The sequence below is a fragment of the Pontibacillus sp. HMF3514 genome, assembly GCF_009858175.1.
Classification (GTDB): Bacteria; Bacillota; Bacilli; order Bacillales; family BH030062; genus Pontibacillus.
Genome location: NZ_CP047393.1, coordinates 486,129 through 505,506, shown reverse-complemented (window position 1 = coordinate 505,506; position 19,378 = coordinate 486,129). Strand labels below are relative to the sequence as shown.

20 protein-coding genes and 1 riboswitch are annotated in these 19,378 nt (G+C 39.5%); of the genes, 2 read left to right on the top strand and 18 right to left on the bottom strand.

The features are described from left to right. Positions 1 to 249 precede the first annotated feature (249 nt). A complete protein-coding gene (gene msrA, locus GS400_RS02670) occupies positions 250 to 723 on the bottom strand; it encodes a peptide-methionine (S)-S-oxide reductase MsrA (protein WP_160098780.1) in 474 nt (157 codons plus the stop codon). 111 nt (positions 724 to 834) lie between these two features. After that, a riboswitch (SAM riboswitch) is annotated at positions 835 to 958 on the bottom strand. Positions 959 to 1,124: 166 nt separating this feature from the next. Between msrA and GS400_RS02665 the strand changes: the two genes are divergently transcribed. Then, positions 1,125 to 1,505: a RidA family protein gene (locus GS400_RS02665; protein ID WP_160098778.1), complete on the top strand. Its 381-nt coding sequence runs from the start codon at positions 1,125 to 1,127 to the stop codon at positions 1,503 to 1,505. A gap of 229 nt (positions 1,506 to 1,734) precedes the next feature. Here GS400_RS02665 and GS400_RS02660 read toward each other — a convergent pair whose 3' ends face one another. The 10 genes from GS400_RS02660 to GS400_RS02615 form a co-directional block, all read right to left on the bottom strand. Further along, positions 1,735 to 1,965: an excisionase family DNA-binding protein gene (locus GS400_RS02660; protein ID WP_027446573.1), complete on the bottom strand. Its 231-nt coding sequence runs from the start codon at positions 1,963 to 1,965 to the stop codon at positions 1,735 to 1,737. Between the two features lie 44 nt (positions 1,966 to 2,009). After that, the gene (locus GS400_RS02655; protein ID WP_160098776.1) at positions 2,010 to 3,062 is read right to left on the bottom strand and encodes a C45 family autoproteolytic acyltransferase/hydrolase; all 1,053 of its coding nucleotides are present in this window, start codon (positions 3,060 to 3,062) and stop codon (positions 2,010 to 2,012) included. A gap of 127 nt (positions 3,063 to 3,189) precedes the next feature. Beyond that, on the bottom strand, positions 3,190 to 4,068 hold the full coding sequence (locus GS400_RS02650) for a class I SAM-dependent methyltransferase (protein ID WP_236561103.1): 879 nt from the start codon (positions 4,066 to 4,068) through the stop codon (positions 3,190 to 3,192). 38 nt (positions 4,069 to 4,106) lie between these two features. After that, positions 4,107 to 4,508, bottom strand: coding sequence for a PaaI family thioesterase (locus GS400_RS02645; protein ID WP_160098774.1), 402 nt, complete (start codon positions 4,506 to 4,508; stop codon positions 4,107 to 4,109). Positions 4,509 to 4,522: 14 nt separating this feature from the next. Continuing rightward, positions 4,523 to 5,848 carry a phenylacetate--CoA ligase family protein gene (locus GS400_RS02640; RefSeq protein WP_160098772.1) on the bottom strand — a complete coding sequence of 442 codons (1,326 nt, stop codon included), beginning with the start codon at positions 5,846 to 5,848 and terminating at the stop codon, positions 4,523 to 4,525. Between the two features lie 240 nt (positions 5,849 to 6,088). Beyond that, entirely contained in the window at positions 6,089 to 7,531 is a 1,443-nt protein-coding gene (locus GS400_RS02635; protein WP_160098770.1) for a DEAD/DEAH box helicase, read from the bottom strand. A 122-nt stretch (positions 7,532 to 7,653) separates the two neighbouring features. Beyond that, a complete protein-coding gene (locus GS400_RS02630) occupies positions 7,654 to 8,130 on the bottom strand; it encodes a divergent PAP2 family protein (protein ID WP_160098768.1) in 477 nt (158 codons plus the stop codon). Between the two features lie 159 nt (positions 8,131 to 8,289). Then, a complete protein-coding gene (locus tag GS400_RS02625; protein WP_160098766.1) occupies positions 8,290 to 8,979 on the bottom strand; it encodes a nucleotidyltransferase domain-containing protein in 690 nt (229 codons plus the stop codon). A 148-nt stretch (positions 8,980 to 9,127) separates the two neighbouring features. Continuing rightward, positions 9,128 to 9,928, bottom strand: coding sequence for a GNAT family N-acetyltransferase (locus GS400_RS02620; RefSeq protein ID WP_160098764.1), 801 nt, complete (start codon positions 9,926 to 9,928; stop codon positions 9,128 to 9,130). A gap of 117 nt (positions 9,929 to 10,045) precedes the next feature. Further along, complete coding sequence (locus GS400_RS02615) at positions 10,046 to 10,750, bottom strand: YwaF family protein (RefSeq protein ID WP_236561225.1); 705 nt, start codon at positions 10,748 to 10,750, stop codon at positions 10,046 to 10,048. A 298-nt stretch (positions 10,751 to 11,048) separates the two neighbouring features. Between GS400_RS02615 and GS400_RS20000 the strand changes: the two genes are divergently transcribed. After that, positions 11,049 to 11,219, top strand: a complete 171-nt coding sequence (locus tag GS400_RS20000) for an SE1832 family protein (protein WP_201450131.1) — start codon at positions 11,049 to 11,051, stop codon at positions 11,217 to 11,219. An 86-nt stretch (positions 11,220 to 11,305) separates the two neighbouring features. Here the strand turns inward: GS400_RS20000 and GS400_RS02610 are convergent, their stop codons facing one another. The 7 genes from GS400_RS02610 to putP form a co-directional block, all read right to left on the bottom strand. Then, positions 11,306 to 11,806, bottom strand: a complete 501-nt coding sequence (locus GS400_RS02610) for a YehS family protein (RefSeq protein WP_160098760.1) — start codon at positions 11,804 to 11,806, stop codon at positions 11,306 to 11,308. A 77-nt stretch (positions 11,807 to 11,883) separates the two neighbouring features. Beyond that, positions 11,884 to 13,257, bottom strand: a complete 1,374-nt coding sequence (rlmD, locus tag GS400_RS02605; protein ID WP_160098758.1) for a 23S rRNA (uracil(1939)-C(5))-methyltransferase RlmD — start codon at positions 13,255 to 13,257, stop codon at positions 11,884 to 11,886. A gap of 101 nt (positions 13,258 to 13,358) precedes the next feature. Further along, entirely contained in the window at positions 13,359 to 14,255 is an 897-nt protein-coding gene (locus GS400_RS02600) for a diacylglycerol kinase (RefSeq protein ID WP_160098756.1), read from the bottom strand. A gap of 166 nt (positions 14,256 to 14,421) precedes the next feature. Next, a complete protein-coding gene (gatB, locus tag GS400_RS02595) occupies positions 14,422 to 15,852 on the bottom strand; it encodes an Asp-tRNA(Asn)/Glu-tRNA(Gln) amidotransferase subunit GatB (RefSeq protein WP_160098754.1) in 1,431 nt (476 codons plus the stop codon). After that, positions 15,852 to 17,327 (bottom strand): Asp-tRNA(Asn)/Glu-tRNA(Gln) amidotransferase subunit GatA, encoded by a 1,476-nt coding sequence (gatA, locus tag GS400_RS02590; RefSeq protein WP_160098752.1) that lies wholly within the window; start codon positions 17,325 to 17,327, stop codon positions 15,852 to 15,854. Before gatA ends, gatB begins: the two co-directional genes overlap by 1 nt. Before the next feature lie 12 nt (positions 17,328 to 17,339). Then, positions 17,340 to 17,630, bottom strand: coding sequence for an Asp-tRNA(Asn)/Glu-tRNA(Gln) amidotransferase subunit GatC (gene gatC / locus GS400_RS02585; RefSeq protein WP_027446592.1), 291 nt, complete (start codon positions 17,628 to 17,630; stop codon positions 17,340 to 17,342). 190 nt (positions 17,631 to 17,820) lie between these two features. Further along, positions 17,821 to 19,260, bottom strand: a complete 1,440-nt coding sequence (gene putP, locus GS400_RS02580) for a sodium/proline symporter PutP (RefSeq protein WP_160098750.1) — start codon at positions 19,258 to 19,260, stop codon at positions 17,821 to 17,823. Positions 19,261 to 19,378 lie beyond the last annotated feature (118 nt).

The following is a 19,378-nucleotide window of genomic DNA, read 5'->3' as shown; positions in this document are numbered from 1 at the left end:
CTCCATATCACTGCGGTTCCGTTCATCACGATTCGGCTAAGGTGGGCTGTGGAACGGGTTGACTCCTCCTGTAGAAAGGGCGAGAGAGATCCCGCAGGAACGAAGTGACGAGGAAGCTCGATCGGTCTTCCGGGGGAAAGCAACCCGTTCCACAGCTCGCCGCATTGCATAAACGAAACGGCCCCCCGCACCAGCTTATTCTAGATAACTGCCATATAACGGAATAAAAAATAGTGTAATCCCGAGGGATTACACTATTCCACAAGCTACAGAACCGTTTTTCTGTAAATATTTTTGATGATATTCTTCTGCTTCATAAAAGTCTGAAGCCTGTGTAAGCTGCGTGACTATTGGTGTATTAAAAATACCCTTGTTATTCCACTCTGAAATTTTTTCTTCAGCAATATGCTGTTGCGTCTCATCTGAGTAGAAGATTACGGAACGATATTGAGAGCCAACATCTTCTCCCTGGCGATTCTTCGTTGTTGGGTCATGGCATTCAAAGAAAAGGTCCAACAACTCTTGGTAGGAAACAACATCAGAATTGTAATCAATTTTTGTTACTTCAGCATGCCCTGTTTTACCTGTTTTCACCTGTTCATAGGATGGGTTCTCGACATTTCCACCCATAAAGCCTACTCTTGTTGTCTCTACTCCCTTTACACGTTCAAAAAATGCTTCTACTCCCCAAAAACATCCTGCTGCAAATACTGCTGTTGCCATTTCACATCAATTCCTTTCCCTAAACGCGAAACTTCATCTAAGAGAGAGATTGTAGCAACACAAAACCCCTCTCTTATCCAAGAAAGGGGTCGTAGTTATATCCGTACGATCCTCTCATCTCCCAAGATCACTTAGATCCTGCAGGAATTGGCACCGTCCCAATCATATCTTCGAGATACAATCGGGTGGTTGCCGGGCTTCAAAGGGCCAGTCCCTCCACCTCTCTGGATAAGAAGTTACCGTTATTCAAATTTTCGTTACTACTCATCATACATACATTTGTTAGCGAAGTAAAGTGATAAACACACAAAAATTTTATTTGTTTTATGGTATTCCATTAGGCTTGTTCCTATGATTCATTTTATAATGAAATTAGATTTTATTTAAAAGGAGTTTTTCATATGTTCAAACCAATAGCTACTGATCAAGCACCTGAAGCAATCGGTCCATACTCTCAAGCAGTCGATTTAGGTAACCTTGTTATGGTCTCTGGCCAAATCCCTTTAGATCCGAACACACAACAATTCGTATCTGATGATGTAAAAGAACAAACAGAACAAGTTATGAAAAATGTAGGGGCCATTTTAGAAGAAGCTGGCCTCACGTACAAAAATATTGCAAAAGCAAATATTTATTTAGCTTCTATGGATGACTTTGCTGTTGTAAATGAAGTATATGCTAGCTTTTTATCAGAACCATATCCAGCGCGTGCAGCAATTGAAGTTAGTCGCTTGCCGAAGGGTGCAAAAGTGGAAGTAGAGGCTATTGCAGTAAAAGGGTAATGGCAAAGGTTTGAGTCAGTCTCACATGATTGAGAGGCTGGCTCTTTTTGTTTAGTTTGAACTCATAAAAACCCCATGCATTCACATAGAACACATGGGATCTTCTAACTTATGTAACCTGCCACCCTAAGGGTTGGTTAAGTTCCCGCAGTCGTATTATAACGAGGGTGGCATTAATGTAACGATAGCATGAGCCAAGCTGTAAAAGCAACTTACCCCTGTGAAATCTTTAATCTTCATCCTTCACATCTGGATCTTCAGGAATCGGTTCATTGAGATATTCCTGAATTTGTTGTCGGTACTTCTCCATTTGCTCCAGGTGAGTGTTGAACTGTTCTTTGTTAATCAAGAATTGCTCGCCATCATGAATAGCACGAATTCGATTATATTGAACTAGACTTTCTATATAATCCTCAGGAAGGGAAAGGAACTCTGCTGTTTCTTTTATGGTCAGGTACATCGATTTCACCTTCTTCAATAAACTCTACTACAAGTGTATCAGGTTTATCTTGCATTCTCATCCATATGAACAAAAGGCAACTCTGTATCCACTTCTCCTTCAATTCGTTTCTGAGGAATAGAGTCACCTTGTAACCATTCATCAAAATCAAACTCTATCGGCTCTTGGTCTCCACCTAAGGCAATCCAGGTCTTCATTTCTTGAGGGAAATAAGCAGATGTATGAATGGTTCCTGACCAATTTTTATACTGCTTAGAGAACACGCCCTGATCTGTATCGTTTAATAAACGAAATGCTTGATACCCTTCTGAAATTGCTTTCTTTTTTTCATTCATTGCGTCCATTCTTTTATATGAGTCTTTAAGGTAGTTGCGATTTTCTTGCTTCATAATCTCATAATGATTCGTGCAAACATCTGATTGTCGAACTTCGACACCTCGAGGAGTGGCTTCTACTACATACGTTTCACCGCTTGCGTCATACACAACATAACTAAATGAGTGACGGTGAGGAATTTCCTTCAGCATTTCAACCGCTTCCTGAACGTTTGCGCAACTTTCTAAAATCAATCGACCGATCATACAGCAAATAAACCCATCACCTGGCTTTTTGCGATGCATGAAGTTATACCCGAGCACCAGGCCTTTTTCATTCATTCCATCCATTCGACCAGTGATACGTTGAGTAGGTCCTGCTATAGCATAACCTTGGTCGGTGGGTTGGAAGAAAATATAACGCCCCTCATACGTTTTCGGCTGATAATCATAGTTTCGAATCAAATAATTTTCTCCCGTTAAAATTGAGCAACCTGAGCGCACATACTCTAAACGATAGCCTCCAAACTCCATTAGCACACGTTCCATGGGCCACTCTAATGCATCACGTATACCACGAAGCTCGTCCCATACTCCAGGGGCATACTTTGTAATAGCATCTTTCACTTCCTGCTCCTCAACAGTAAAACGCGGCTTACGAAGCTTCCATTGTTTTTCGCGATTACGTACCGTTAAAGAATCTTTTAAAAGGTCCCCTTGCATATATCCAAAGTCATAATGCGTTCCTCGAAATTGTAGAATATCACTATAAATTCTCTTCATGTTGAATACCTCTTTATGTTCAATTATGTAGAGAGTATAAATGAATAAGGACACGAAATAAAGGAATAAAACTACGAAAAGCGCTATCCTATAAATAGGATAGCGCTCATTTATTATTTATTGTGATTCACACCTTCATTCCAAACTTAATTGATAAATCCACTTTTTCTGTAAACACTCCATCCTCATGAATGGCTAAAAGAGCCTCCCTCACATCACGTTCGAACGATTCAACATGATCTCCCAAAAAGCGCTTCGACCCATAGGATGTTGAATACAAGTTTCCAACAATTGAATCAATCGTCCACTCTCTTTCAAATGTAGGGAATCGATATATTTCTAGAGTGAATGGAGATTGACGAATGACCTCTTCATGACTTTTAACGGGATGGGAGTATGTTGTGTTCCCCGCCCTTCTTTCCTCACCGTACCAATGTGCGATAACTTCATTAAGCTTTTGTTGCCATAACGGTAGTTGCTTTTCAGGGTTATAATCATCAATAACCGCTACGCCTCCACCTTGATTCACTCTCTCGTATAAATCCTCAAGCACTTGAGGTCGATCCATCCAGTGAAACGATTTAGACATGATAACCAGATCAAAAACATCATCATATTGATTCATGAAAGAACTAAGATCTCCTTGGAACCATTCTACATTTCCAATTCTTAATTCTTCATGAAGTCTCTTTGCCTCAGCTAACATTTCAGGTTCTAAATCAGCGCCTACTATTCGCTCACACCAATCGGAAAACCTCATCGTTAATTGACCCGGACCACATCCAAGGTCTAAAAGTTTTTGCTCTCCATTCAAATCGAACTTCTTCACCAAATATCTAACTAGTGATGAAGGATACAACGGGCGATACTTTGAATAATAAGTAGCCGCTCCTTTATAGAGTTCATTACCGTACGTATTCATTTGTTCCACTCCAGTGCTCAAATACTTTTCTAAACTTCTCATCATCTCCCTATTATTCAATAAAAAAGCACCACTTCCTTCCAAGAAGTAATGCTTCCTCCAAATCTATTTTAGTTTTTCAATCAACCAAAATACTCTTTCTTCCGATAGACCGTACCATCAGCCGTTGCCAAAAGCTCCCCGTTTTGATTATTTATTGTCATTCGATAATGGCCGAGCTTAGGGTTTTTAGATACTTCTTTAGCCGTAGCCGTGAGAACATCTCCCAGCTTCCCGGCTTTCATATAATTGATATTCACATTAATCCCCACTGCTATTTGACCATGTGAGTTACTAGCAATCGCAAAGACAAAATCAGCTAAAGAAAACATTACCCCTCCATTAGTCGCTCCATGGAAATTCAAATGTTCTTTATTTATTGTCATCGAAGCAATTGCAAACCCTTCATCTACCTTTTCGATTGCTATGCCTAGCTCCTTTGCGTAAGGATCAGCATGTACCGTTTCTAATATCGTTGCGTTCATGATGAGCCCCCTCTCTATACCTCTACCTTTTCATCCGTGCGATCTACAATTCTTACAGCTTTCCCCTGTGATCTCGGAATTGTCTTAGGGGGATGAACGTTTACATTAAGCGAGACGAGACAGTTATTCTTCATGCAGCGCTGAATTTCTTTGGATAAAGATATGATGCGCTCATGACCCATATCCCCTTTAATTGCATTATAAAATTCCTCTTCAACTTCAACCTGTAACTCCACTTGCTGAAGGCTTCCTTTTTTATAAAGATAAAGCTGATAGTGAGGCACAATTCCCTGAACAGGTAACAAGTGATGTTCAATTTCAGATGGGAATACGTTCACACCTCGTATGATTAACATATCATCAATGCGTCCCTTAACGCGTGACATACGAGCTGTCGTACGTCCACAAGCACACTTTTCACGTGTAATAGAAGCAATATCTCCCGTTCGATATCGAATAACAGGAAAGGCTTCTTTCGTTAAGCTCGTAAATACTAGTTCACCATCTTCACCATCTGGAACAGGCTCTAACGTTTCTGGATCGATGACTTCAACAAGGAAATGATCTTCAGCGATATGCAAACCATCTTGTGCTTGGTGACATTCCATAGACACACCAGGACCTAATACTTCACTTAACCCATATATGTCACATGCCTTTAGATCGAGTTTTTCTTCTAACGTTTTACGCATTTCCTGTGACCACGGCTCTGCACCAAAGATCCCGTATTTGAGTGACGTTTGTCGAGGGTCTTCCCCTTGCTCTTCCATTCGCTCAGCTAAATTCAAAATATAAGAAGGGGTCCCACAAATAACGGTTGGCTTAAAATCTTGAATAAGTTGAATTTGTCGATCGGAATTCCCGCCAGAAACAGGCACTGTAGCCATCCCAAGCTCTTCACTACCGTAATGAAGCCCTAATCCACCTGTAAAAAGACCATACCCATAAGCATTGTGCAGCACCTCGCCAGGTTTTCCTCCAGCAATTGAAATAGCACGTGCAACGAGCTCGCTCCACATTTGGATATCCTTTTTCGTGTATCCTACTACTGTCGGCTTACCGCTTGTTCCAGATGAAGCATGGATACGTACTACTTCACTTTGATCCACCGCAAATAAACCAAAAGGATAATGCTCACGCATATCACTTTTGTTTAGGAAAGGAAGTTTTGTCAGGTCTTTTAATGACGTTATATCTCTAGGATGAACGCCAAGGTCATCAAATTTCTTTTTATAAAAAGGAACATTTTCATAGACTTTATGTAATGTTTCGTGCAACCTCTCTAATTGAAGCTTATTCATTCCTTCTCTGGAAACGCTTTCATTTTTGTGTAAAAACATACGGGCTTCCTCCTCAGCTTAGTGAATGTAAAAACTTATGAGAAACACTATATTTTTATGTCACAAATCCTATAATTCGTTCCAAAATTGTAATACCATTTGTACATAATGTAGCTCTAAGAAGGAAGAAAGTCAATATATTATTTTGAAATTTTATTATTTTCTGACAACAAACAAAATACCTGTCACCATCCAATCTTCGACATAATTTGGGTGGTGACAGGCACTTATTCAAACATTCTATTTCCTTGCTTCATGCACTTTAAGTTTCTTTCCTTTTACGGTGGTATGTTTCATAGCTTGCAATACATGTGGGCCTTTTCCATTTAATATCTCTACATACGAGAGGTTTTCTTGTATCGTAATGATTCCAATATCATCTGCAGAAACGCCTTCGATATTAGAAATCGTACCGACAAAATCAACAGCTCTTATTTTCTTTTTCTTCCCACCATTAAAATAAAGTTTCATAATATCTTTATTCAAATGAGCCTTTCGATCATTTTCTATAGCAGGCTTTTTATCCAATTTCTTTTTAAAATTGTCTCGCGCTTTTGTGATCGCTTCATTAGAAGGTGGATCGATCTTAGGTATGGAGAACCCAATATAATCTTGGACGTATTCCAAAACCTCTCCCTCATTCGGTGTCACAAACGATATGGCTTTTCCTGACTTCCCAGCTCGTGCTGTTCGTCCTGTTCTATGAACGTAACTTTCTTTTTCAACAGGCATATCAAAATTGATAACGTGTGTAATGTTCTCTACATCAATACCTCTAGCAGCAACATCTGTCGCAACTAAGTATCGAAATTTCCCCTCTTTGAAATCATTCATTACTTTAAAACGGTCTTCTTGAACCATTCCACCATGTAGTTTATCGACTGGATAATGAAGTCGATCTAATTCATCCATTAATTGATTTACATGCTCTTGCGTTCGGCAAAAGATGATACATCGATCAGGTTTTTCTACTGTTGTTATATCCCTTAAGAGTGACAGTTTTTCTTCTTCTTGGACCTCTATATAAGAATGGTCAATATGATCCGTTGTCAAACCAGTGGCTTTTATCTCAATATGAAGGGGTTGTCTCATGTAATTTCGACTCAACTCTTCAATATCTTCTGGTAATGTAGCAGAAAACAGATAAGTCGAGCGATCTTTAGGAAGTTTTTGAATGATGGCTTCTACTTGTTCAATAAACCCCATGTTAAGCATTTCATCTGCTTCATCAATGACAAGGTAATCTAGTTTTTGAGTAGAAAGTGTTCCTTTTTCAAGATGATCCAGTACTCGTCCAGGTGTCCCTACTACAACATGTGACTTTTGTTTCAACTCTAACTTTTGCCTTTGGAAAGGTTGCTTCCCATAGACAGCAGTAGCCTTAATTCTTTTAAATCGTCCTATATTTGTTATATCTTCTTTGATTTGTGCGGCTAACTCACGTGTTGGGGTTAGAATTAATGCTTGAGGTTTGTTCTCTTCCCATGACACCTTCTCACATATTGGGATGCCAAATGAAGCAGTCTTTCCGCTGCCCGTTTGTGATTTCACTACGAGATCTTTATTCGTCAGGGCTTGTGGAATAACCTGATCTTGTACTCCTGTTGGAGTATCATACCCTAAACCCGATAGAGCCTTTAGGATGTCTTGACTTAATCCATAGTTTTTAAAATCTACATTCATTTTGTAGCCTCATTTTCTATATATTCTAATTCCTCATAACATCATACCATCAATCGGCAGTAAAAAAGAGCCCTTTCGTTGGACTCTTATCACAGACTATTAGTAGTTGAGCGAATTGATCGTTAATCCCTCTCTCGATTCTCAATTTTTGCTGATAAGAAACCTAATAGTCCTCCTAATAACGCACCTCCCATAACCTCAACAGGCTGATGACCCAATAGTTCATTTAACTCTTCTTCTCGTTCCACAAATTCAAAGCTCGGAAAATCTCCTGATATCTCAGCCATACTATCCTCTAAGTCATTAACAAGCTGGGCAATCTCTCCAGTATGACGACGTAATCCCTGTGCATCATACATGACAATCACACCTAAAACAGTAGCCAATGCTGTTTCAGTATGACTGGCACCTTTATTAGCTGCGATATAAGTCGCAAGAGCTGACACACCAGCTGAATGCGAGCTTGGCATGCCTCCAGTGGTCGATACCTGCTTCAGATCCCATTCCCCACTAATTTTTTTATGAGTAAGGATTTTTAACCCTTGAGCAATTCCAATAGATGCAATCGCTGTGACAATCCCCTTGTTCATTTTTTGCATGAATTACACCCTCCGTTCTAAACAAACTTCTCATTATCAATTACCCTGTTTAATGAGTTTTATGCATAAGAATGGGCAATAAAGGTGCCTGTCACCACCCGAATTTTGTCGTTTATAATATTTGACAAAATTCGGGTGGTGACAGGCACTTATATGAGGCTATTTTTGATACCCCTTAAATAACCTTCCGCCAAAAGGTACTAATTGATGGTCCACGAAACGTATGAGTTCATCTTTATTATTTGATTTATAGTACCCTTGAATACACTTTGTAAAATCCTTGGTGATATTTGGATCAAAGTGTTTTAAACACCGAAACATCCACTTTCCTTCACCGATCCACTCTTGGTTAGCTCTAAGGATAAATTCAGGAAGTTTTCTTGTGAGTTCTCCAACACTATATGTATCCTCCATTTCTACTCTGGAACCCTCTAAGTCATAAAGCAGATCTGAAATGGTGTATCGAAATTCATCCAATTTGTTCGAGGACAAAGGGGTGGGTCCTTCCATCAAATTTTGCTTTCCTTGTAAATTTAATGTACGTGCATCTTCTTCACCTTTGAGTACAACACCCTCAGCACACATTCGAGTGATTAAGGGAATACCATGCTGCTTTTCCAGAAATAATTCGAACTCAAGCGAATCTTTACTATAAACAAAAGCTTCTATCGGCTTATCTGAAAATATGTAGGATTTTCTATACGTATCTCCATCCAGTATGACAATATCTAAATCGGAAGAAGGGGTATCATCCCCTCGAACATAACTTCCTGCCAATAAAGCAGCACGACTATCAGGAAAATGAGTTTCTATAAAATCTCTTGCGATATGAAGGATCTCTTTGTTCATCCCAACCATCCTTTCCCATATATCCTTTCAACACATCATTCTTATATGTATATTCAAAACAGGTATATCAATGTTTAAAAAAGGTGCCTGTCACCTCTCGGATTTTGTCAACATTCTACAAAACCCGTGGGGGTGACAGGCACTTTCACTATACGCTTTTATAGACTTTCACTCTACACAATTCATCAAATCCCATTCGTGCATACACCTTTTCCCCTTGTACAGATGACTGGAGAATGGCATATTCATATCCTTGTTTTTTTGCTTCTAGTAAAGGATAAGCTGTGATTTTTCTTCCATACCCCTTTCGAGAATGCTCTTTTTTGGTTCCTACATTATAGATGCCAGCAACTCCTGCAGCATAATAAAATGTGGACACACATACAGGTTCTCCTTGAACATAGCCAACATAATTTAACAAATCCCGGTCATACCCTTTATTTTTGACCGTACTTAAAAAATCCTCCCTTATGGAGTCTGGTAACCCATAAACCTCTTGGAATACGTCTGCGAAAACCTCAGCCTCAGTTTGATTCTTTACTTTCCTAATGACTAAGTTCCCTAATGGCTCCTCTACAATGTGATTAACCCGGACAGACATAGCTGGATAATCTCTAGAATATTGAAATTTATTTTGTTTTAGCTTTTCTTCCATATTATCCGGAGAATCTGTTGGCCAGATTTCCCAACTCAATGGAGAGCTCTTATCTATATAAAAATCCTTTATGGCTAGAAGTTTTTTCTCGAAATGGTCAGAACTTAACTTTGTGAGAATAACACGGTTCAGGAATTCTACAGGGATTAGGCTATAGAGACCCTCAACTTGATCCCTTTGAAGATAATGAACAACATCGCTATCATTACTCATTTCTTTATTAAACGCTAACAAGCTTCTTTGATTCGCTTGTATGAGCTGTTCTTTAGAGGCATCTTTTAGAATCATAGACATTCTACCCCTCCCGCTAATTATGGAGAAAGCTCTTTTTCACCACAGCCTTCCTCCATTACTTTTTCTTGGGATTTCCTCAAAGGGAGACGATATTGATCAAACGTTTGATCAATATACTTAAGTCTCTTGGTTTATTCGCTTATTCTTTTCTCGTTTCAACAACATCCACATTGGAACGTACGTAATAGAAAATACAATAAACGCTGCTATTTCAAGGTTTATATAATACATAATGCCTGATCCAAAGAAGGATAGAATTGTTTTGGATTCAGTTGGATTAGCCAAGTAGAAGAAGTTCGTGTCGAGAAGAATATTGATGATAAAAATTGGGATGGCCATGAGATTCAGGATCAAAAAAACACTCCCGATTGCTTTTACAGGTACGCGATAACCCTGAAACACAATGAAGTAAATGACGGACCAAGTGATAGCAGCATGATGGAGGAAGTAGCTCAAGAAGTCAAAGTGAGGAAATTGGTAGAACATTTCAGGTGTGATAATGCTTAAACTGGGAGGAAGAAGACCGGTAAAAAACAACAAATAAAAGATTTTCTTATTTGGTTTCAGAAATAAATAGAGACATAAGAATGTACTGATTGAACAAAGATGTAAAGGAAGACTCCCAACTTCATATTGGTTTGTCGCAGCTTCCCAAATTTGTCCGGATACTTCACATATAATCAATAATCCGAATAATGTCCATTTTATGATAGACTGGTGAGGTCTTAAGGACCGTCTAAAAATAACCATCAAAACAGAAATGAATATAAATATGAAGATTACGGCGATATGAGGGGTTGAAAACAACTCGAAGGTACGCATTTCTGTAACCGAAAACATTCGTACTCCCCCTATCCTCTTTGAATAAAGCAGTTGCTATACATACTCTATTCGACGTGAATACGGATTTAGACCATATCATACAAAAAGTGCCTGTCCCATTCCAACATTTATTGAAACTTAGCCCCCCTTTCCCTTTATTTCGTAAAAGCTTATTGTAAACGGTTCCTGTTTCCCCTGCTTTGCTTAGGCATGAAACGGACTGTGTACAGACACTTTTTTTACATGTATAAATGAACTAAACTAATATATATATGAATCATCTAAAGGAGAGTACCTTATGAAAAAAGAAGAAATTAACCAAAAGATTGCAGAATTAAAAATGGAATATTTGAGGTTACAAGATGATATGGAAAGATTAGAGTCATTTGGCCGATCCGTTGATAAACAAGAGCAAAAGTTGCTTGAAATTGAAAATGAGTTAAAGTATTATAACGCTTTACAAGAATAGTACAAAAAAAGTGCCTGTCACCAACCGAGTTTTGTCGTTACTATTCAACAAAACTTGGTTGGTGACAGGTACTTACTTGTGATCGTCTAGCCTCTATATAAAATCGTTAGTCCCTTCAAGAAGCTCCTAGCATACTTATCTCCACACTCTTGATAATTTTTATGCCCTTCTTTTCTTAATAGAGCACTTAATTCTCCTTTTGTGACTCTGACTCCTGCTTTGTTAAACACATCAAGCATATCCTCACTTGTTAACTTTAGTGCAATTTTCAATTTCTTTAGTAGGATATTATTGATACTTTCATCTCCAGACAGTGCGGGCCTTTCAGGTTGTCCTGGCTTCGGATCTTGCTTGCCTCTTTTCAAAATAATAAGGCCATTTAAAAATGACTCTAGCATCACATTATCCACTGTTGTATCCTCTTCATCATCACGATCATTGTCGTAACTGTCCTTGGATTTGGTGAGCATTTCACGTACTTCTTCTAATGTTACTTCCATATCACCAAGTTTAAATATTTCCACCATATCTGGATCTTTTATATCTAGAGCATATCTTAATCGAATTAACCGATCATTATTATTCATCTAATATACCACCTTTACTATAAAGCGAAGTCCCGAGAAACTTTTATCTACTCTCGGGACTTCTGCATACTATATTTCTATTTTCTTTTGAGCCACGTTACACATTCAATGTGCCCCGTCTGAGGAAACATATCGACAGGCTGCACTTCCTGTGTTTCAAACCCACCATCTTCTAAAATACGTAAGTCACGCGCTAAAGTAGATGGATTACAGGAAACATAAACAATCTTGTTCGGCTTCATTTCAATCATCGCCTGAAGTAGGTTTTCATCGCAGCCTTTTCGAGGTGGATCGACTACAATCACGTCTGGGTCAAGGCCTTGGGACTTCCACCACGGAAATACTTTTTCAGCTTCGCCCACAAAGAATTCTGTGTTATCTAAGCCATTTAGCTTAGCATTTTTCTTAGCATCTGACACAGCTGGACCAACGACCTCTACACCATACACTTTCTTAGCTTTTTGAGCTAAGAAAAGCGAGATGGTTCCGATACCACAGTAAGCATCAATCACCGTTTCATGTCCTTGCAGATCGGCATATTCAAGAGCCTTATCATATAATTGTTTCGTTTGATTAGGGTTTACTTGGTAGAACGATTTAGGTGAGATCATGAATTCGATGTCACCAATACGGTCTTTAATATATTTTTCACCCCAAAGAATCGTCGTTTGGTCTCCCATAACGACATTCGTACGTTTAGGGTTTACGTTGTGAACGATCGATTTTACATCCGGATAGGTTTGTCGAATTTCCTCAACAATCTCATCTTTATGAGGTAGTTCTTTAGTTTTCGTAATCATGACAACCATCACATCGCCAGTTGTTTGACCTGTACGGACCATAATATGACGAAGCGTACCACGATGCTTTTCTTCATCATACGCTTGAATACCATGTTTCTCGGCGATACGGCGAACAGCTTCTACCATACGGTCATTCTTTTCATCCTGGATCACACATGTATCCATGTTGATGATGTCATGGCTTCGTTTTCGATAGAATCCTGTTTTAAGACCATCCCCGTCTTTGCCAACAGGAATTTGCACCTTGTTGCGGTAGCGCCATGGATTTTCCATCCCAAGTGTAGGATGTACGGGTACATGACCCAGATGACCAACTTTATGCATAGAGCTTTCCACTTGATTACGTTTCATGTTCAACTGCATGTCATAGCTCATATGTTGAATCTGACAACCGCCACATTGATAAAAGACATCACAAGGCGGTTCTACACGTTCAGGGCTTGGCTCCTCAACTTCAAGGAGCTTACCGAAGCCAAAATTCTTTTTCACCTTAATGACTTTAACCTTTCCTTTTTCCCCTGGTAAACCATAAGGAACGAAGAGCGGATAGCCATCAACTTTGCCTACACCATTGCCTTCATGTGTTAAGTCTTCAAATGTTAGCTCTACGGTTTCATTTTTCTGCACAGGTGGCTGTGGTTTTGACATCTATATAACTTCCTTTACCATCTTGTTATGGTACCGTGTTACGCTCGGACTTTGTCAGTCTCGACAAACCTCGAGCGTAACAAGGCATCTACTTTATATTATTACTCCCATCGATCTCTTGGGACAAAAAATTCGAGGTGGCGATATAAATTGACAAATTCCCCGGGTAATAATCCGCCAAATTCTCCGTCTATATTTAATTGCATTTTTTCATCCGTTAAAACTTTTATGCGATTTGCTTTTGCATAGATGACATTAGGATCATTAACATGGTTCCCTTTCATAGCTAATGAAGCAAGGCGAATAAGTTCAGCTAGATTGACTTTCTTAATAATAAGTAAATCAAACATGCCATCATCCATGTAAGCATCTGGAGCTAATTTTTCAAGGCCACCAACTGAATTTGTATTGGATACAAGAAAGACCATAACTTCCCCTTCATACCATTTCCCATCATACTCAATTTGCACATGAGTTGGTCTAAGGGAGGGAATCATTTCGACTCCTTTTAAGTAATACGCCAATTGACCCAACATTGTCTTGAGCTTACTTGGCACTTCATAGGTTAACTCGGTTAGCTTCCCACCACCAGCGATATTTACGAAGTATTGATCATTAACTCGCCCAATATCCAGTTCTTTTGAAAAGTCATCTAAAATGACATCAATCGCTTTTTTAATATTTCGCGGTACACAAATTGCTCGAGCAAAATCGTTTGTCGTTCCAACAGGGATTATCCCTAGTTTAGGTCGATGCTCGTTCTCAGCAAGACCATTAATAACTTCGTTAATAGTTCCATCCCCACCAGCTGCGACGACGACATCAAACTTTCGCTGTGCAGCTATTTCTGCTGCATGTGTCGCGTCACCTGAACCTACTGTACAATGGGTGGATGTTTCATATCCCGCTTGTTCAAATCGTTGCAATATTTCAGGGAGCTCTCTCTTAACGGCTTCTCTGCCAGAGGTTGGATTGTAGATAATCCGTGCTCGCTTCATAGGTCTTACCCCCATCCAAGCCATATTTCCTTTCATCATCATACTTCTTTTTCCTTTATTTGAAAAGTTTAAGCCCTTTTATAGGATTTCCGATGATGTGGTATTTAACACATAGAAAAGCACGCCAAGAAAGCGTGCTTTTCCTCATTTGTGACTAATTCGTATTCTAGCGTTTTTCGATCTCTTCTAAGATGATTTTGTTAACCATAGGTGGGTTTGCCTGTCCTTTGGTCGCTTTCATCGTCTGTCCAACAAGGAAGCCTAGGGCACGGTCTTTACCGTTCTTATAGTCTTCAATGGACTGTGGGTTTTCATCAAGAATACCTGTGATAATCTCACGAAGTTGTCCTTCATCTGAGATCTGCACAAGACCTTTGTCCTTAACGATTTTCTCTGGATCGCCACCGTTTTCAACTAGCTCAGCAAATACTTTCTTCGCAATTTTAGAAGAAATGGTTCCGTCTTCGATCAATTTGATCATTTTCGCAAGGCCTTCTGGTGTTAATGCAAGTTCATGAATTTCTTTGTAGTTCTTATTCATGTAAGCAGATACTTCACCCATTAACCAGTTAGAAGCTTGCTTCACATCAGCTCCAGCGTTGATCGTTTCTTCAAAGAAATCAGATAGAGCTTTGTTATTTGTAAGAACCATTGCATCGTATTCAGGTAACTCTAGTTCTTTCACGTAACGTTCTTTACGAGCATCTGGAAGCTCAGGAATCTCAGCACGTATGCGTTCTTTCCAATCATCGTTAATGTAAAGAGGAACTAGGTCCGGCTCCGGGAAATAACGATAGTCGTCTGATCCTTCTTTAACACGCATCAGAATCGTCTTTTTAGAAGACTCATCAAAACGACGTGTTTCTTGTAGGATCTCTTCGCCTGCAAGTAATGCTTTTTCCTGACGCTGCTCTTCAAACTCTAGTCCTTTTTGAACGAAAGAGAAGGAGTTTAAGTTCTTTAATTCTGTTTTAGTACCAAATTCGTCTTGGCCGATTGGGCGAATGGAAATGTTTGCGTCAGCACGAAGCGAACCTTCTTCCATCTTACAATCCGAAACGCCTGTATATTGAATGATATTCTTCAGCTTTTCCAAGTAAGCATATGCTTCTTTTGGAGAGCGAATGTCTGGCTCAGATACAATCTCAACAAGTGGTGTCCCTTGACGATTGTAGTCTACTAGGGAGTAGCCATCATCACTGTGCGTAAGTTTACCCGCATCTTCTTCAACATGAAGACGTGTAATACCGATTCGCTTCGTTTTACCGTCTACTTCAATATCGATATATCCGTTTTCACCTAGTGGCTGATCAAACTGAGAAATTTGATAAGCTTTCGGGTTATCTGGGTAGAAATAGTTCTTTCGGTCAAATTTCGTATCAGTAGCAATGTCACAGTTTAATGCCATAGCAGCCTTCATTGCGTAATTAATAACTTCTTCATTTAAAACCGGTAAAACACCTGGGTACCCTAAGTCGATCGGGTTCACGTTTGTATTCGGCTCATCACCAAACATGTTCGGACTCGGGCTGAAAATTTTCGATGCAGTTTTTAATTCTACGTGGACTTCAATTCCGATAATCGTTTCGAAGTTCATTATTGGGCACCTCCCAGGGACGGTTTTTGCTTATGGTAATCTGTTGCTTGTTCAAAAGCGTGCGCTGCACGATACACTGTGCTTTCATCAAAGTGCTTTCCGATGATTTGTAAGCCGATCGGTAAGCCTTCTGAAGAGAAGCCACAAGGTACGGAAATACCCGGAACACCCGCTAAGTTCACAGGGATCGTTAGGATGTCGTTAGCATACATCGTTAATGGATCATCTGTTTTTGAACCAACTTTAAAGGCTGGTGTTGGTGTAGTAGGTCCAATGATGACGTCATAGTTTTCGAAAATGTCGTCAAAGTCCTTCTTGATTAGCGTACGTACTTGTTGCGCTTTTTTATAGTAAGCATCATAGTAACCAGAGCTTAACGCAAATGTACCAAGCATAATACGGCGCTTCACTTCATCACCAAAGCCTTCGCTACGGGAAAGCTTAAACATGTCTAGCATGTTCTCTGCTTTTTCAGAACGACGACCATAACGAACCCCATCGAAGCGAGCAAGGTTTGCAGATGCTTCTGAGGATGAAATTAGGTAATACGTTGATAGGGCATACTTAGAGTGAGGAAGTGTAACCTCTTCCCATGTTGCTCCCATCTTCTCATATTCTTTAATTGCATTTTGAACAGCTGTTTTAACTTCTTCAGATACACCTTCACCAAGGTACTCCTTAGGTACAGCAATTTTCAGGTCTTTTACATCACCTGTTAATGCTTCTGTATATTTTGGTACTTCTACATCTGCTGAAGTAGAGTCCATTTTGTCATGCCCAGCAATTGTTTCAAGAATATATGCATTATCCTCTACAGTACGTGTTAACGGTCCAATTTGGTCAAGGGATGACGCAAAAGCGATCAGACCAAAACGAGATACACGACCGTATGTTGGTTTAAGACCTACAACACCACAATACGCTGCAGGTTGACGGATAGAGCCACCTGTGTCAGAACCTAGAGAGAACGGAACTTCACCTGCAGCTACGGACGCTGCTGATGCACCACTAGATCCTCCTGGAACATAATCCGTGTTCCAAGGATTACGTGTAGGGAAGTAGCTAGAGTTTTCGTTTGAAGAACCCATAGCAAATTCGTCCATGTTAAGTTTTCCAACTGTTACAGACTCAGCATTATTTAGCTTTTGAACAACATGAGCATCGTATAAAGGATCATAAAGGTTGTCCAAAATCTGGCTTGCTGCTGTTGTACGTAAGCCTTTTGTTACAATGTTATCTTTAATCGCGATCGGCATACCAAATAACAAGCCACGACCTTCTTTCGTGCCTCGTAATTCATCTAGTTCTTTTGCACGCTCACGAGCTCCTTCTTCGTTAAGTGTTAAAAAGGATTTTACTTCTCCATCAACTTCTTCAATACGCTTAAAGGCTTCATCTAAAAGATCATTAACGGAGATCTCTTTGTTATGTAGCCATTCCTGTATTTCTGAAAGCTTATGATCAAAAAGAGACATGCGATTAACCTCCTATTCCAAAATGGATGGCACACGGATTTGGCCATCTTGTTTTTCCGGTGCGTTTTTCAATGCTTCATCTTGCGTAATCCATTTTTTCGGTTCATCTTTACGCATGACATTTTTCAAATCTAAAACGTGTGTAGTTGGTTCTACACCTTCAGTATCTAATTCATTTAACTGTTCAGCCATCGAGATGATATCGTCTAGCTGCTTTGTAAACTTATCTGCTTCTTCTTCAGAAACATGTAAACGTGCTAAATGAGCAACGTGCTTTACTTGTTCTTTATCAATGCGTGACATTGTATAACCTCCATTCGTATCGAACATCACATAATATATGATGATACCAAAATTACCGTATAACAATCAAGAAGACTGAGTTGAATGAGAACTGTCAAATTCCAACTTATTTAAATGTTTATGTTATTTAGGTTGTGATACATATAAAAAAGAACCCCTTCTAGAAAGAAGAGGTTCTTCAAATTGTATATTACATGCTTTTTGCTTGATCGAATTCTGCAATGATTTCGTCACTTGGACGACGGCTCATTAGACTAACAACTATAGCTACTAGTGCACATAGAATGAAACCTGGAACAATTTCGTAAAGACCTGTTCCTAATTGCTTCCAGAATAAAGAAAGCAAGATAATTGGACCGAATGAAGCACCAAATCCTGCCCAAGCATAACTTACAAGGCCAAGCACTGAGCTTTCCGGGTTGTAAGCAAGTAGGATAGCAATTAGTGCAATTACACCAACAGAAATACGACCTACCCATACAAGCTCACGTTCAGATGCATTTTTACGAAGGATTGCTTTATAAAAGTCCTCCGCTACAGCTGAAGATGATACAAGTAGCTGAGAGTCAATTGTACTCATGATTGCAGATAGAATTGCTGCTAATAGAATACCTGCAATCACTGGGTGGAATAAGATTTGAGAGAATGCAATGAAGATTTTCTCAGGGTCATCTAACATCTGAACTCCACCATCAGTTACAACTTTTACACCAAACTCTGCTAAGTTGCCAGCGTTAGCAACGTCACTTACATAAGCTAGACCAACAAAACCAGTAAAGATAGCACCATATAGACCTAGGATCATCCAAGTCATACCGATGAAACGAGCTTTTGGTACATCTTTAGAAGAACGTAATGCCATAAAACGTGTTAAGATATGTGGCTGACCAAAGTAACCAAGTCCCCATGCCATAGAAGAAATAACAGCTAATACGCCAACACCTTTAACCATGTCTAAACGGCTTGGATCAATTTCCCCTACTGTTTGCATAACTTGATTCCATCCACCAAGTTCACTAATAGCCACAATTGGTACAGCGATAAGAGCTAAGAACATTAGGATTCCTTGAACGAAGTCCGTCCAACTTACTGCTAAGAATCCACCTAAAAATGTGTACGAAATAATAACAATAGCACCAATCCATAGAGCTTGTTCATACCCTAAACCAAAGGATGCTTCAAATAATTTTGCTCCGGCTACCATACCAGAAGACGTATAGAATGTGAAAAATAGTAAAATAACAAGTGCGGAGATAACACGCAAAACATGCGAGTTGTCACGGAAGCGATTTTCAAAGAAGTCTGGCACTGTGATTGAATCGTTGGCAACCTCCGTATAATTACGTAGTCGACGCGCAACAAATTGCCAGTTTAAGTAGGCACCAATAGCAAGTCCGACACCAATCCAAGCACTAGATAAACCTCCAGCGTAAATGGCACCAGGTAATCCAAGTAGCAACCAACCACTCATGTCTGATGCTCCGGCACTTAATGCAGCAACACCTGGTCCAAGGCGGCGTCCACCTAATACATAGTCTGATAAATTACTAGTCAAGCGATAAGCCGCTAGACCAATTAAAAGCATTCCAATTAAATAAATAATAAACGTAATTAACGTAGCAGTACTCATTGGGTACTAATCTCTCCTTCCAGTAAATAAAGTAATTGTTGATAAAATAATTAAAATTGGCATTGGAACAAACAACCAAAACCATGTAGCTCCAGATAGAGCAAATTCTTCTCCCATT

Coding starts and splice junctions, on each gene's coding strand:
- gatB (WP_160098754.1), bottom strand. CDS start 15,852: ATGAACTTCGAAACGATTATCGGAATTGAAGTCCACGTAGAATTAAAA.
- GS400_RS02620 (WP_160098764.1), bottom strand. CDS start 9,928: ATGTCTATGATTCTAAAAGATGCCTCTAAAGAACAGCTCATACAAGCG.
- GS400_RS02640 (WP_160098772.1), bottom strand. CDS start 5,848: ATGTTTTTACACAAAAATGAAAGCGTTTCCAGAGAAGGAATGAATAAG.
- gatC (WP_027446592.1), bottom strand. CDS start 17,630: ATGTCACGCATTGATAAAGAACAAGTAAAGCACGTTGCTCATTTAGCA.
- GS400_RS02625 (WP_160098766.1), bottom strand. CDS start 8,979: ATGAACAAAGAGATCCTTCATATCGCAAGAGATTTTATAGAAACTCAT.
- GS400_RS02665 (WP_160098778.1), top strand. CDS start 1,125: ATGTTCAAACCAATAGCTACTGATCAAGCACCTGAAGCAATCGGTCCA.
- msrA (WP_160098780.1), bottom strand. CDS start 723: ATGGCAACAGCAGTATTTGCAGCAGGATGTTTTTGGGGAGTAGAAGCA.
- putP (WP_160098750.1), bottom strand. CDS start 19,260: ATGAGTACTGCTACGTTAATTACGTTTATTATTTATTTAATTGGAATG.
- GS400_RS20000 (WP_201450131.1), top strand. CDS start 11,049: ATGAAAAAAGAAGAAATTAACCAAAAGATTGCAGAATTAAAAATGGAA.
- GS400_RS02660 (WP_027446573.1), bottom strand. CDS start 1,965: ATGTACCTGACCATAAAAGAAACAGCAGAGTTCCTTTCCCTTCCTGAG.
- GS400_RS02645 (WP_160098774.1), bottom strand. CDS start 4,508: ATGAACGCAACGATATTAGAAACGGTACATGCTGATCCTTACGCAAAG.
- GS400_RS02635 (WP_160098770.1), bottom strand. CDS start 7,531: ATGAATGTAGATTTTAAAAACTATGGATTAAGTCAAGACATCCTAAAG.
- GS400_RS02610 (WP_160098760.1), bottom strand. CDS start 11,806: ATGAATAATAATGATCGGTTAATTCGATTAAGATATGCTCTAGATATA.
- gatA (WP_160098752.1), bottom strand. CDS start 17,327: ATGTCTCTTTTTGATCATAAGCTTTCAGAAATACAGGAATGGCTACAT.
- GS400_RS02630 (WP_160098768.1), bottom strand. CDS start 8,130: ATGCAAAAAATGAACAAGGGGATTGTCACAGCGATTGCATCTATTGGA.
- GS400_RS02600 (WP_160098756.1), bottom strand. CDS start 14,255: ATGAAGCGAGCACGGATTATCTACAATCCAACCTCTGGCAGAGAAGCC.
- rlmD (WP_160098758.1), bottom strand. CDS start 13,257: ATGTCAAAACCACAGCCACCTGTGCAGAAAAATGAAACCGTAGAGCTA.
- GS400_RS02655 (WP_160098776.1), bottom strand. CDS start 3,062: ATGAAGAGAATTTATAGTGATATTCTACAATTTCGAGGAACGCATTAT.
- GS400_RS02615 (WP_236561225.1), bottom strand. CDS start 10,750: ATGCGTACCTTCGAGTTGTTTTCAACCCCTCATATCGCCGTAATCTTC.